The following is a 13950-nucleotide window of genomic DNA, read 5'->3' on the forward strand; positions in this document are numbered from 1 at the left end:
TTGGAAACAGCTTGGTCTCTGTTTAGCTAAGAAATTTATTTGGATATTTGTTTTGCAACCAAAAACAATGAAACAAAAATTCCTTTTATCGCTTCTACTCTTTTGTATTCTAGGCAAAATTAATTCACAAACCCCTGAACTATCTCCTAAATCATACATTAGTGTTATTACTTGTGGGGCTGGAGAAGAACTTTATTCATCCTTTGGACATAGTGCTTTTAGGGTACAGGACTCGGTTTTAGGTATTGATGTAGTCTATAATTATGGCACTTTTAATTTTAACACCCCTAATTTTTACACAAAATTTGCTAGAGGTAAATTGTTGTATTCTTTAAGCCGTAATAGGTTCGAAAATTTTCTATTCTCATATGAACTGGAACAAAGATGGGTAAAAGAACAAATACTAAGCCTATCATTGAAAGAAAAAAATGAGCTTTTTAGATTTCTTGAAAACAACTACTTACCAGAAAATAGGGATTATAAATATGATTTTTTTTATGATAATTGTGCTACACGGGAAAGAGATGTTCTAGAGAAAGTCTATGGGTCCAATATAGTGTTTAAGGAAAATCATCTAGAAGAGCAATACACATTCCGAGAGCTTATTCACCAAAACTTAAGCACTAACTCATGGGCCGCATTTGGGATAGATTTGGCCTTGGGCTCCGTAATTGATAAGAAAGCAAGTCCAAGAGAGCATATGTACCTACCTTTCTATGTCATGAAACAATTGGACAACACCGATTTTAACGGAAAACCAATAGTTCAACGAGAGCGTACCATTCTAGACTTTGGCCAAAAAATTAATGGCAACTACCTTTTGGCCTCACCCCTATTTTGGCTACTTCTTTTATTGTTATTTGTAGTTATTATTACCTATATAGATTTTAAAAATATTACCAGAAGTAGATGGTTGGATTTTTTCCTGTTTATATTTACGGGCATAGCCGGGTTTATTATTCTATTTCTTTGGCTCTTAACTGATCACTCCGCCACTGCTGGTAATTTTAATATTCTTTGGGCTTTTGCACCAAACCTTGTTATTGCTTTTTTTATCATCAAAAAGAATAGGCTCCCAGATTGGTTTGACATATACTTATATATTTTATTGGGGTTATTGGTCCTCTGTATTGTTTTATGGCTTGTTGGTGTTCAAACCTTTTCTCCTCTTATTAGTATTCTTTTGCTCACATTGGGAATAAGATATCTATTTTTGCACTATACCTTTAAAAAAGGTGAACTGGTCTAAACGACATAACTGAATGAACCTTCTTACAGTAGAAAATATAGCCAAATCGTATGGCGAACGTGTTTTATTTGAAAATCTTTCTTTTGGCATTAATAAAGACCAAAAAATAGCTTTAATAGCCAAAAATGGAACGGGAAAAACATCTATTTTAAACATTCTATCAGGGAAGGATGCACCGGATGCTGGGCAAGTAAACTATCGTAAAGGCATTAAAATGTCCTTTTTGGATCAAGAGCCAGATCTTAATCCAAATTTAACCATTGAAGAGACCATCTTAGACTCTGGAAATGAGGTTTTGAAAGTTATTTCCAATTATGAGCATGCTTTGGTAAATCCAGAAAATGAAGAAGCATATCAGCATGCATTTGAAGAAATGGAGCGCCTACATGCCTGGGATTTTGAAACCCAATACAAACAAATTCTATTTAAATTAAAACTGGAAGACCTTAGCGTAAAAGTGGGTTTATTGTCCGGTGGACAAAAAAAAAGATTGGCACTAGCAAATGCTCTCATAAACAAACCAGACCTGTTAGTCTTAGATGAGCCTACCAACCATTTGGATTTGGAAATGATTGAATGGCTGGAATTATATTTCGCCAAGGAAAACATGACTCTTTTTATGGTAACACATGACCGTTTTTTTTTAGAAAGGGTCTGTAACGAAATAATAGAATTGGACAATGGAAAATTATACCCATACAAAGGCAACTATTCTTATTATTTGGAAAAGAAAGAAGCCCGTTTAGAGCAAGAAGCTGTGGAACATCACAAATCTAAACTCCTTTTTAAAAAAGAATTAAGCTGGATGCGCAAGCAACCCAAGGCAAGGACAACAAAATCCAAATCTAGAATAGATGATTTCCATGCCATTAAGGAAAAAGCCAGTCAGCGAAGAAAAGAACATGAGGTGCAGTTAGAAATAAACATGGAACGTATGGGAAGTAAGATCCTTGAGCTTCATAATATTTCTAAATCCTATCCCAACAAGCCCATTTTGGATAAGTTTAGTTATAATTTTTTAAAAGGTGAGCGTATTGGTATTATTGGAAAAAATGGAACGGGAAAATCTACTTTCCTAAATATCATAACTAACCAAGACAAACCAGACACTGGAAAAGTTGTAGTCGGTGATACCATAAAATTTGGGTATTATACCCAAAAAGGAATTGTAATAAAAGAGGGGCAAAAAGTTATAGATGTCATTCGAGAGTATGGTGATTTTATCCCTTTAAAAAAAGGAAGGCAAATTTCTGCCCAACAGCTCTTGGAACGCTTTCTTTTTGATAGGAAAAAACAGTATGATTTTGTTGAAAAACTAAGTGGCGGTGAGCGCAAACGACTATATTTATGTACCGTATTAATTCAAAATCCCAATTTTTTGATTTTGGATGAGCCGACCAATGATTTGGATATTGTGACATTGAATGTTTTGGAAAGTTTTTTATTGGACTTTCCTGGATGTCTTATTGTTGTTTCCCACGATCGCTATTTTATGGATAAAATTGTAGATCATCTTTTTGTTTTTAGAGGAGATGCCATTATTGAAGATTTTCCGGGAAATTACTCCGATTATAGAGCTTATGAAGATAGTGTCGTTATCGAAAAGAGAGAGGAGAAAAACATTAAATCTGACGAGGAGCCTCCAAAAAACACATGGAAAAATGAGGGTAAGACCAAAAAACTCTCTTATAATGAGCAAAAAGAATTCAATAGGCTAGAAAAAGACATTCAGAAACTAGAAGAAGAAAAAAATCAAGTCCAAAATAAATTTTCGGATAGCTCATTGGAGGGAGAAGAAATCGACCAACTTTCCATTGAATTACAAAAGATAATGAACAAAATAGAAACCAAAACTGAACGTTGGTTCGAGCTTTCGGCTCTTATGGAAGATTAATATGTTTTCTTTCTTAGCTTATATAAAGTTTCTTTTTACATCTTCCGATCAGCACGGAGTACACTCCCCTTTTGTATATCAATATACTACCCAGTGCCTATACTCAAAACAAAAAAAATCTAAAAATAAAACGGAAAATGTTTTTTTAAAAAGTATAGACTACTTCAATTTTAAAACTATTAAAACTGACAACAAGGGCCTCATCTTAACCCAAGACCACTACTCCCAAATCCCTTATGATCTAGTCCATTTAAGCGAACCTAAAAATGCAGAAATATATCTGAAGAATATCCACAATGATTCCATGCTTCTTTTGAAAAACATACACAAGAGCATAGAAAATGAAAAAATATGGAGACAGATTAAGAACAACAAACAGGTAACCGTAACATTAGATTTATTTTATTGTGGAGTTATATTTTTTAGAAAAGAACAGACGAAAGAGCATTTTAAGATTCGAATATAATACAGTACATTTAATACAATTAAACATCATGAAATGAGCAAATATTCTATCTATATTATATTTGGCGTGTGCGCTTTGGTCTTTTTGGTAATTCAGTTAAACAACAGAAAAAGAAGTAAACAAAGAAAATCCAAAAAGTTCATGGACGGTTATGATAGAAAGAAAAATGAAAAATGAAGATTTATAGTAAAACCGGAGATACCGGCACCACGTCCCTTTTTGGCGGTACCCGAGTTTCAAAACATCACATAAGAATTGATGCATACGGAACCTTAGACGAACTAAATTCTTGGTTGGGACTTATCCGTGACCAAAAAATTGACCCACATTCTAAAGAAACATTGATTCACATACAAGAAAAACTGTTTGTTCTTGGGGCTATTTTGGCAACAGACCCTAAAAAAGCAATACTTAAAAGTGGGGAAGAACGTTTAAAAATCCCCAAAATTAATCTCGAGAATATTGCTTTATTGGAAAAAGAGATGGATACCATGAACGAATCTCTTCCTGAGATGACCCATTTTATCCTTCCAGGGGGGCATCAAACGGTGTCATACTGTCATATTGCGCGAACTGTATGTAGAAGAGCAGAAAGACAAGCTGTACTCTTATATGAAAAAGTCCCTTTTGAGGACCATGTCATAGCATATATAAATAGACTTTCTGATTACCTTTTTGTCTTGGCACGAAAATTGTCACAGGATTTAAAAGCACAAGAAATTAAATGGGTTCCCAGCAAAAAAAGCTAATAAATCCGTGATTTCTTCGTTATCAAACTATTAAAGTGAAAATAATGCTGTCGAAAAGTCAAAATAAATAAGAAATACCTTGGCAATTTCGGTTTAAAATTTATTTTTGCAAAAATTTCAAAATCAAACTAGTACAATGTATTGGACTTTAGAATTAGCATCTTATTTAAGTGATGCGCCGTGGCCAGCAACAAAAGATGAATTAATAGATTATTCCATTAGAACTGGAGCTCCCCTGGAAGTTGTAGAAAATTTGCAATCCATGGAGGAAGAAGGTGGGGAAATATATGAATCTATTGAAGAGATTTGGCCGGATTACCCTACTGAAGAGGATTATCTCTGGAACGAAGACGAGTATTAATAACAATATTACATACCGAAATACACTAAAAAAGTCTCATTTGAGGCTTTTTTTTTATGTAATTTTGACAGCTTGTCAGAAGTATTTAACCATAAGTAAACTGGAATAGCTTTTGCAATAAGTCAAACGTCAATACATATTTGGCAATAACGGAACGACTAAAGAGATTGTCTTTTCCATTCTAGGACAATTTTTAATATAAAATAGATTACAATTATGAGTTTTATTAATTCTGTACTAAAGGTGTTTGTTGGTGATAAATCGCAGAAAGATGTAAAAGAATTACAACCTTTGGTAAACAAAATAAAATCCTTTGAAAAAGAGTTTGAGGGGCTAAGCCATGATGCGCTGCGCCAAAAAACAGTCGACTTCAAATCCAGAATAAAAGAAGGTTACAAAGACATCTCAGAAAAAATTAACCAATTGATGGAAGAGGTAAAAGTCTCTACGGATATTGATAAGAATGAGGATATTTATGCGGAAATAGATACATATAAAGAAGAAATCTACAAACGCTCCCAAGACACACTAAATGATATTTTACCAGAAGCTTTTGCTGTGGTAAAAGAAACTGCTAAACGATTTGCAAATAATGAAACTCTTTCCGTTACCGCAACAGAATATGACCGGTTGCTTTCTGGCTCTGCCGACTATATTACGTTAAATGGTGATAAAGCATCTTGGAAAAATTCTTGGGATGCTGCTGGGAAAGAAGTTACTTGGGATATGGTGCATTATGATGTACAATTAATTGGTGGTATTTGTCTGCACCAAGGCAAGATTGCGGAAATGCAGACTGGGGAAGGTAAAACATTGGTCGCAACCCTACCCTTGTACCTAAACGCTTTGACCGGAAATGGGGCACATTTGGTAACGGTAAATGATTATTTGGCAAAAAGGGATAGTGCGTGGATGGCTCCTATATTCCAATTTCACGGGCTTTCCATAGATTGTATTGATAAGCACAAGCCTAATTCCGATGGAAGAAGAGCAGCATACAATGCGGATATCACCTATGGTACCAACAATGAGTTTGGTTTTGATTACCTAAGGGACAATATGGCGCATACACCAAGTGATCTAGTACAACGCCCTCATAATTATGCAATAGTGGATGAAGTGGATTCAGTTTTAATTGATGATGCCCGTACTCCTCTAATTATCTCTGGTCCCGTTCCAGAAGGTGACCGACATGAATTTAATGAGCTAAAACCCAGAATTGGTGATATTGTGCAAAAACAGCGTCAATATTTAATTGGAGTTTTGGCAGAAGCCAAAAAACTTATTGCCGCAGGGGACACCAAGGAAGGTGGTTTTCAACTGCTTAGAGTACACCGTGGCTTGCCAAAAAACAAAGCTCTTATTAAATATTTAAGTGAAGAAGGCATAAAACAACTGCTGCAGAAAACTGAGAATTTCTATATGCAGGACAACAATAGGGAAATGCCAAAGGTTGATGAGGAATTACTGTTTGTCATTGATGAAAAAAATAATCAAATAGAACTTACGGATAAGGGAGTTGATTATATTTCTGGGGATAAAGACAAGGACTTCTTTGTGATGCCAGATATTGGTGGCGAAATTGCAAAAATTGAAAACCAAAATCTTGAAATAGAAAAAGAAGCCGAGCTAAAAGAAGAGCTTTTTAAGGATTTTGCTATTAAAAGTGAACGTATCCATACCATGAATCAATTGCTTAAGGCCTATACACTTTTTGAAAAAGATGTGGAGTATGTGGTCATGGAAAACAAAGTAATGATTGTGGATGAGCAAACTGGACGTATTATGGATGGGCGTAGGTACTCCGATGGATTACACCAAGCCATTGAAGCCAAAGAAAACGTAAAGATTGAGGCCATGACCCAGACCTTTGCCACAGTCACATTACAAAATTACTTTAGAATGTACCAAAAATTGGCTGGAATGACAGGTACAGCTGTAACCGAAGCAGGTGAATTTTGGGAAATCTATAAGTTGGATGTTATGGAAATTCCAACCAACAGACCTATTGCCAGAGATGATAGGCACGATTTAATTTACAAGACTAAAAGAGAAAAATACAATGCCATTATAGAAGAAGTAACCAAGCTTTCAGAAGCTGGTAGACCTGTACTAATTGGTACAACATCTGTAGAAATTTCCGAACTACTTTCTAGAATGCTGGGCATTAGAAAAGTTCCCCACAATGTCTTGAATGCCAAACTTCATAAAAAAGAAGCGGATATTGTTGCTGAAGCAGGTAATGCCGGAGTAGTAACCATTGCCACCAACATGGCAGGTAGAGGAACAGACATTAAACTAATTGACAGTGTTAAAGAAGCCGGTGGTCTTGCCATTGTAGGTACAGAAAGACACGACTCTAGAAGGGTTGACAGACAGTTACGTGGTCGTTCTGGTCGTCAAGGAGACCCGGGGAGCTCTCAATTCTATGTTTCTTTGGAAGATAATCTAATGCGTCTGTTCGGTTCGGACAAGGTTGCAAAAATGATGGATAGAATGGGCTTGGAAGAAGGCGAGGTTATTCAACATTCCATGATGACCAAATCCATAGAACGTGCCCAGAAAAAAGTGGAAGAAAACAACTTTGGTGTTCGTAAACGCCTACTGGAGTATGATGATGTGATGAACGCACAACGTGAAGTGGTTTATAAGCGTAGACGTCATGCATTACAAGGAGAACGACTTAAAGTGGACATAGCCAACATGATTTATGATACCTGTGAGGTCATTGCGGACACCAACAAGGCGGCGAACGATTACAAAAATTTTGAATTTGAGCTTATAAAATATTTCTCCATTACCTCTCCCATTTCAGAGAATGATTTTACCAAAATGGGATTTCAGGAAATCGCCAACAAATTATATACTGAAACTTACGCCCATTATCTAACGAAAATGGAGCGCAGTGCGGCAACCGCTTTCCCCGTAATCAAAAAGGTCTATGAAGACAATGCCAATAAATTTGAGCGTATTGTTGTTCCTTTTACAGATGGGATAAAAACTTTAAACGTCGTTACCAATCTTAAGGAAGCCTATGAAAGTGATGGAAAACAATTAGTGACCGATTTTGAAAAAAATATTACCCTTGCCATCATAGATGATTCTTGGAAAACCCATCTACGTAAAATGGACGAACTGAAGCAATCCGTTCAATTGGCGGTCCATGAACAAAAAGACCCCTTGTTGATATATAAGTTTGAAGCTTTTGAACTTTTTAAAAGTGTTATGGACAAGGTCAACAAAGAAGTAATTTCTTTCTTGTTTAAAGGAGAACTGCCGTCAAATGATACAAATGAAATCCAAGAGGCGAGAACCACAAGTAAGCCCAAAGAGAAGCTAAAGACAACCAAGGAGGAAATTCCGAACAGTGACGAACTTGCTGCCCAAAATAGAGCTGTGGGGCAAAACCAAGGAGGTAGACCTGCTGTCACCGAAACCATTACAAGGGAACGCCCTAAAATTGGCAGAAACGATAGGGTTACCATTAAAAATGTAATGTCCGGAGAAAGCAAAACTGTAAAATACAAGCAGGCAGAACCTCTTATAGATAAAGGAGAGTGGGTCTTAATTGAGAACTAAGCCTCGATTAATATTAAAAAAATAGAACGGCAACCAATTTTAAGTTGCCGTTTTTTGATTTTATTCCCAAACATATTTAGTTTTACTAGAAAAATTTTCGTTTATTCGATTTTTAATGATTAACCACCATATGTGCCCCTACCCTTGGTTATAAATTAAAATGCAAAATTCCATTATGCAAAAACCTTTACTAGACCAAGAACGTTTAAAGGACAAAACCAATTTAGCGTTTAGGGTAAATTATTTTTCTTCTGTTTTTTCATTGTTGTTTTTTCTGGCATGCCTAAACATTTTGAACATATACAAAGTAATCCCCTGGGTTTTTTTGGCATTTGGTCTACTTAACCTCTTTACCAATGTAATTCACAAGTATCATAAAAATTTATATGCAACATATATTGCAACCTCAATCTATGCAATGATTTCGGCCACCATTATTATACTTTTTAGTGGAGGCATAAATAGTCCGTTCATTTTTATTTTAGCTCTTGTGGTATTTTCTGGTTATGCAACCAACCGGATTTACGGTAAAATATCATTATACCTTAATTTGGCCTTAATAATACTTATTTATATCCTAGGCCTTCCTAAATACAATTTCACGCCAAATGTTGTCCCCAATGAGTCCAAAGACCTTTTTGCTCTATTAAGCATTCTATTTAGTGTTTTTATACTGGGTGCTATAGTAGGAAAACACCTATTGAGGGTACACCATAGTTTGTATAGAGCCAAGAGAGAAATGACTAAGAGAATCAATGAAAAGGAAACCTTATTAAAAGAGATTCATCATAGAGTAAAGAACAATTTACAGACCATATCAAGCTTATTGAGTTTACAGTCCAATAATATTGAGGACAAAAAAATGAAAAACCTCATTAAAAGTAGTCAAAACCGTGTTATTTCAATGGCAATGATACATGAGATGCTTTATATGAGAGATGATATTTCTAAAATTGATTACAAATCCTATGTGATTGAGCTCTGTGAGTATCTTATTCGTTCCATAAAAGGACCAGACAGTAACATAAAGCTAAGTTTGGATATTCCAGACATCCGTTTGGGAATCAACACTGCAATTCCGTTAGGCCTTTTAATAAACGAAATCATTACAAATGCCCTTAAATATGGTATCAAAGGTGAATATGAGGGAAACATATATGTTGACCTTAAAAGAGATGGCGATAACGGATACTTACTAAAAATAGGAGATGATGGCACAGGATATCCAGATAATGTGAGTCATGAAAATACCAAATCACTGGGATTAAAGCTTATTCATAATTTGACCCGCCAACTTAGAGGCGTAATCATTAGGGATTTTTCTAAAAAAGGCACAAATTATGTTATTAACTTTAAAGAAATTAATGAACACTTTCCTGATGAAGTAAGTTAAATTTCGAGAATTCCATATTAAAATTACCCTAAAATTTTATTGTCTGGAAAAAGCATCTTTATGCTTTACTTGACAATCCACACACTTCACTCTTTGGGTTTATATTGTTATATTTAAGACAGCTAAATTCAAACTCAACCAAATGTTAAAAAAATTACTTTTTTTGTTGGTACTTTGCAGCACCACACTTTATGGGCAAGATTACTTTTTTCAAAAATTTCACCCCTTCAATAAAGAAATTCCTTCCCCAGAAGAATTCTTGGGATATGGAATAGGAGAACGACATACCAGACATGATTTAATTGTTGCTTATATGGAAAAACTCGCCGAGGTTTCGGATAGGGCTTCCATTTATCAATATGGAAAAACACATGAAGGGAGAAAATTGGTAATCCTAACAATTTCTACACCCGAAAATCTCACCAATCTCAATTCTTTGAAGCAAAAGCATTTGGCTTTTACGGATCCTAGTTTAAATGCTACCAATTATTCAGATGTTCCTGTTTTTATCAACTTAGCTTACAATGTGCATGGCAATGAACCCTCTAGTTCTGAAGCAGCTTTGCTGACCGCATATACTTTGGTGGCATCCAATAGTCCAGAAATTATAAAATATATTAAAAATGCCGTCATTTTTGTTGACCCGACAATTAATCCAGATGGACGCGACCGTCATACCCAATGGGCAAATATGTATCAAGGAAACCCATTAGTCGCAGACCCACAGGATTCCGAGCACAATGAAGGTTGGCCTAGAGGAAGGACCAATCATTATTGGTTTGATTTAAACCGTGATTGGCTTTTGGCCATAAATCCAGAAAGTAGGGGCAAATTAACTTGGTACCATGAATGGTATCCCAATGTGGTAACAGATTTTCATGAAATGGGAAGTCAGAGTACCTATTTTTTTGAACCTATGAAGGTTAATGGTTCGTTAAATCCAATTATGCCCAAAGAAAATTATGAGGACCTCAACAATCTATTTGGGGATTATTATGCCAAGGCCTTGGATAGCATTGGTTCCTTTTACTTTACTAAAGAAGTTTTCGACGGTACTTACCCCGGCTATGGTTCCTCTTACCCAGACTTACAAGGAGGACTTGGATTGTTGTTTGAACAGGCAAGCTCCAGAGGTCACAAACAAACAACAGCATTTGGGGAAATTACCTTTCCTTTCACAATAAGAAATCAATACACATCGGGTATTACAACCATAAAGGCAGCGGTGGAAAACAAGGAATTCTTATACAAATATCAGCAAGAATTCTTTAAAAGCGCATTGACCAATGCCACCTCCAGTAAAATAAAAGGCTATGAATTTGGAGATAATTATGATGCCAATAGAGTAAAAGCATTTATAGACAAATTACTGCTCCATAAAATTGATGTATACAAATCTGGAAACTCTTTTGTGGTCCCTACCAAGCAACCGCAATATAGAATGGTTCAAACCATGTTTGAGACCTATAATAAATATCGAGATAGTGTCTATTATGATGCCTCTGCGTGGTCGGTTGCCAACTTCTACAACATGAAGTACAAAACAGTTAGTTCTCTTAAAATGGGTGAAAAAATAGAATCAACTAACAATCTAGTAACTGTGGCACCGGTCCAAAAATCTGAGTATGCCTATATTTTGGATTGGGACGATTATAACACCCCTGCTGCCCTATACCAATTACAATCAAAAGGATTGGTATTATCATCAGCCTTTAAGCCATTAACAGTGCAAATAAATGGAGCGTCCAAAACCTTTAATTATGGTTCCTTGTTGGTTCCAGTAAGCCTTCAGAAAAAAAGTCCTGAGGAAATATATAAGCTTCTATCAGATGTCCAAAATAAATATAAAATACCCGTATTTGGTCTAAATACAGGGTATAACGTAAAAGGTGTTGACCTAGGCAGTAGGTATGTACAACCTATTACCAAACCAAAGGCCGCTATGTTGATCGGTGAGGGTGTTAGTTCCTATGAGGCGGGAGAAGTGTGGCATTTATTGGATATAAGAATGGATATACCGATTACCAAAATCCCTATGCGCAATTTTAATCGGGCAAATTTTGATAAATACAATGCTCTGGTCATGGTTTCTGGTCGGTATAGCCTTACCCAAAACCAACAGAAAAAAATAAGTGATTGGGTAAAGAAAGGCAATACACTTGTAACCATAGGTTCGGCTACCAAATGGGCCATTGATAAAAAACTGGTTAAGGAAGCGCTTACCAAAGAAGAAAAAGACTCTACCATAGTCGCCGTTAGAAAACCCTACGTAGAAGCAGAAGAAAATATTGGTAAAGAAAGCGTTGGCGGAATTATTCTAAAAGCCCATATAGACAATACTCACCCCTTGGCCTTTGGCTATCATGACAAAACCGTTCCATTATATAAAAACAATGAGGTTTGGCTGGCGCCAAGCAAAAATGAGTATGCAACTGTTATAAAGTATACCGACAATCCACATGTTGATGGTTTTATTACCAATAAAAACATGGATAAGTTCTTAAAACCTTCTGCCTCTCTTATTGTAAGCCCCATTGGTAGAGGAAGAGTTATCTTATTTGCAGACAATCCTAATTTTAGAGGTTCGTGGTATGGCACCAATCGTCTGTTTTTAAATGCGCTCTTTTTGGGTGATAAAATAAGAGTGCCTAATTAATTATTAGAAATGAAAATAAATCTTACGTACATTTTAATCCTTCTTTTTTTAGTTGACTTTTCTGCTAAAGCCCAAAATCAAGGAACAGAAGGTCCTTTTTCACAACTCATCATTCGTGGAATAACACTTATCAATGGTAATGGGGCACCTCCCAGAGGGCCCATTGATATTGTGGTGGAGAATAATAAAATTGTAAAAATCCAAGTGGTAGGTTACCCTGGAGTACAAATAGATGAATCCAAAAGACCCCAATTAATACCCGGTGGTAAAGAATTAGACTGTACAGGTAAGTTTCTTTTGCCAGGCTTTGTGGATGCACACACTCATATTGGAGGGGTTTCCCAAGGTGCGGAGCCTGAGTATGTCTTTAAACTATGGATGGCACATGGGGTCACAACAGTTAGAGAAGTTGGGGGAAGAGGAATTGATTGGTCCTTGGATTTAAAACAAAAAAGTAAAAAAAATGAAATCATTGCCCCTAGAATATATACCTATACCGTATTTGGGCAAAAAACAAAGGATTTTAATCCATTAAATGATGCTCCCATAAGTACTCCAGAACAAGCAAGAAAATGGGTAAGGGCAAATGCTGAAAAAGGAGCTGACGGCATCAAATTCTTTGGTGCCTCTCCCGAGATTATGGCTGCCGCTTTAGATGAAAATAGAAAATTGGGATTGGGCTCAGCCTGTCACCATGCACAAATGGATGTTGCTCGTTGGAATGTCCTGAATTCGGCCAAAGCAGGGTTAACCTCTATGGAGCATTGGTATGGATTGCCAGAAGCATTATTTGAGGATAGAACTGTACAAGATTATCCATTGGACTATAATTATCAAAATGAGCAACATCGTTTCGAACAAGCTGGAAGACTTTGGAAACAGGCCGCCAAGCCTTATTCCGAACATTGGAACAATGTAATGAATGAATTGATTAGTTTGGATTTCACCTTGGACCCCACTTTTAATATTTATGAGGCAAGTAGGGATTTACATAGGGCAAGACGGGCAGAATGGCATGAAGATTACACAATGCCTTCCCTTTGGGATTTTTATCAGCCCAGTAAAATATCCCATGGTTCTTATTGGCACAATTGGGGAACAGAACAAGAAGTAGCCTGGAAAGAGAATTATAAACTTTGGATGACCTTTATCAACGAATATAAAAATAGAGGAGGTAGGGTCACAACCGGCTCCGATTCTGGGTTTATATTCCAATTATATGGTTTTGCATACATTAGAGAAATGGAACTGTTAAGAGAAGCAGGTTTTCATCCATTGGAAATCATACGTTCTGCTACCTTAAACGGAGCACAATTATTGGGAATAGACGATAAAATTGGAACGGTTGCCGTTGGGAAATTGGCAGATTTTGTTATTGTGGATGAGAATCCCTTAAAAAATCTCAAGGTATTATACGGTACGGGAGCGGTAAGATTAACCAAAGACAATGAAGTTGTCCGGGTAGGTGGTGTAACATACACCATTAAGGATGGTATTATTTATGACGCAAAGCAATTACTAAGGGATGTAAAGGAAATGGTTGTTTTAGAAAAACAAAAACTAGGCTACAAGATATTGCAACCAGGAATAAAGGAATAAATAT

At 36.1% G+C, this 13950-nt stretch carries 10 protein-coding genes; all 10 read left to right on the forward strand.

Annotated elements, in window-relative coordinates:
* Nucleotides 1–67 precede the first annotated feature (67 nt).
* Nucleotides 68–1249, forward strand: coding sequence for a lipoprotein N-acyltransferase Lnb domain-containing protein (locus GGR42_RS14045; RefSeq protein ID WP_167965302.1), 1182 nt, complete (start codon nt 68–70; stop codon nt 1247–1249).
* Between the two features lie 13 nt (nt 1250–1262).
* Nucleotides 1263–3143, forward strand: a complete 1881-nt coding sequence (locus GGR42_RS14050) for an ABC-F family ATP-binding cassette domain-containing protein (RefSeq protein WP_167965303.1) — start codon at nt 1263–1265, stop codon at nt 3141–3143.
* A 1-nt stretch (nt 3144) separates the two neighbouring features.
* Nucleotides 3145–3609: a hypothetical protein gene (locus GGR42_RS14055; RefSeq protein ID WP_167965304.1), complete on the forward strand. Its 465-nt coding sequence runs from the start codon at nt 3145–3147 to the stop codon at nt 3607–3609.
* A 33-nt stretch (nt 3610–3642) separates the two neighbouring features.
* Nucleotides 3643–3786: a hypothetical protein gene (locus GGR42_RS14060; protein WP_167965306.1), complete on the forward strand. Its 144-nt coding sequence runs from the start codon at nt 3643–3645 to the stop codon at nt 3784–3786.
* Nucleotides 3783–4358 carry a cob(I)yrinic acid a,c-diamide adenosyltransferase gene (locus GGR42_RS14065; RefSeq protein WP_167965308.1) on the forward strand — a complete coding sequence of 192 codons (576 nt, stop codon included), beginning with the start codon at nt 3783–3785 and terminating at the stop codon, nt 4356–4358. The genes GGR42_RS14060 and GGR42_RS14065 overlap by 4 nt, the downstream gene beginning before the upstream one ends.
* Before the next feature lie 136 nt (nt 4359–4494).
* Entirely contained in the window at nt 4495–4719 is a 225-nt protein-coding gene (locus GGR42_RS14070; protein WP_013994285.1) for a DUF2795 domain-containing protein, read from the forward strand.
* 216 nt (nt 4720–4935) lie between these two features.
* Nucleotides 4936–8298 carry a preprotein translocase subunit SecA gene (secA, locus tag GGR42_RS14075; RefSeq protein WP_167965310.1) on the forward strand — a complete coding sequence of 1121 codons (3363 nt, stop codon included), beginning with the start codon at nt 4936–4938 and terminating at the stop codon, nt 8296–8298.
* Between the two features lie 175 nt (nt 8299–8473).
* The gene (locus tag GGR42_RS14080; RefSeq protein WP_167965312.1) at nt 8474–9691 is read left to right on the forward strand and encodes a sensor histidine kinase; all 1218 of its coding nucleotides are present in this window, start codon (nt 8474–8476) and stop codon (nt 9689–9691) included.
* A gap of 142 nt (nt 9692–9833) precedes the next feature.
* Complete coding sequence (locus tag GGR42_RS14085; protein ID WP_167965314.1) at nt 9834–12347, forward strand: M14 metallopeptidase family protein; 2514 nt, start codon at nt 9834–9836, stop codon at nt 12345–12347.
* A gap of 9 nt (nt 12348–12356) precedes the next feature.
* Nucleotides 12357–13946, forward strand: a complete 1590-nt coding sequence (locus tag GGR42_RS14090) for an amidohydrolase family protein (RefSeq protein WP_167965324.1) — start codon at nt 12357–12359, stop codon at nt 13944–13946.
* Nucleotides 13947–13950: the final 4 nt, after the last annotated feature.

Origin of the sequence: Saonia flava (assembly GCF_011927795.1) — a bacterium.
Classification (GTDB): Bacteria; Bacteroidota; Bacteroidia; order Flavobacteriales; family Flavobacteriaceae; genus Saonia; species Saonia flava.

Bases quoted from the DNA above. Each gene is read 5' to 3' on its own strand.
- GGR42_RS14045 (WP_167965302.1), top strand. From the start codon at position 68: ATGAAACAAAAATTCCTTTTATCGCTTCTACTCTTTTGTATTCTAGGC.
- GGR42_RS14050 (WP_167965303.1), top strand. From the start codon at position 1,263: ATGAACCTTCTTACAGTAGAAAATATAGCCAAATCGTATGGCGAACGT.
- GGR42_RS14055 (WP_167965304.1), top strand. From the start codon at position 3,145: ATGTTTTCTTTCTTAGCTTATATAAAGTTTCTTTTTACATCTTCCGAT.
- GGR42_RS14060 (WP_167965306.1), top strand. From the start codon at position 3,643: ATGAGCAAATATTCTATCTATATTATATTTGGCGTGTGCGCTTTGGTC.
- GGR42_RS14065 (WP_167965308.1), top strand. From the start codon at position 3,783: ATGAAGATTTATAGTAAAACCGGAGATACCGGCACCACGTCCCTTTTT.
- GGR42_RS14070 (WP_013994285.1), top strand. From the start codon at position 4,495: ATGTATTGGACTTTAGAATTAGCATCTTATTTAAGTGATGCGCCGTGG.
- secA (WP_167965310.1), top strand. From the start codon at position 4,936: ATGAGTTTTATTAATTCTGTACTAAAGGTGTTTGTTGGTGATAAATCG.
- GGR42_RS14080 (WP_167965312.1), top strand. From the start codon at position 8,474: ATGCAAAAACCTTTACTAGACCAAGAACGTTTAAAGGACAAAACCAAT.
- GGR42_RS14085 (WP_167965314.1), top strand. From the start codon at position 9,834: ATGTTAAAAAAATTACTTTTTTTGTTGGTACTTTGCAGCACCACACTT.
- GGR42_RS14090 (WP_167965324.1), top strand. From the start codon at position 12,357: ATGAAAATAAATCTTACGTACATTTTAATCCTTCTTTTTTTAGTTGAC.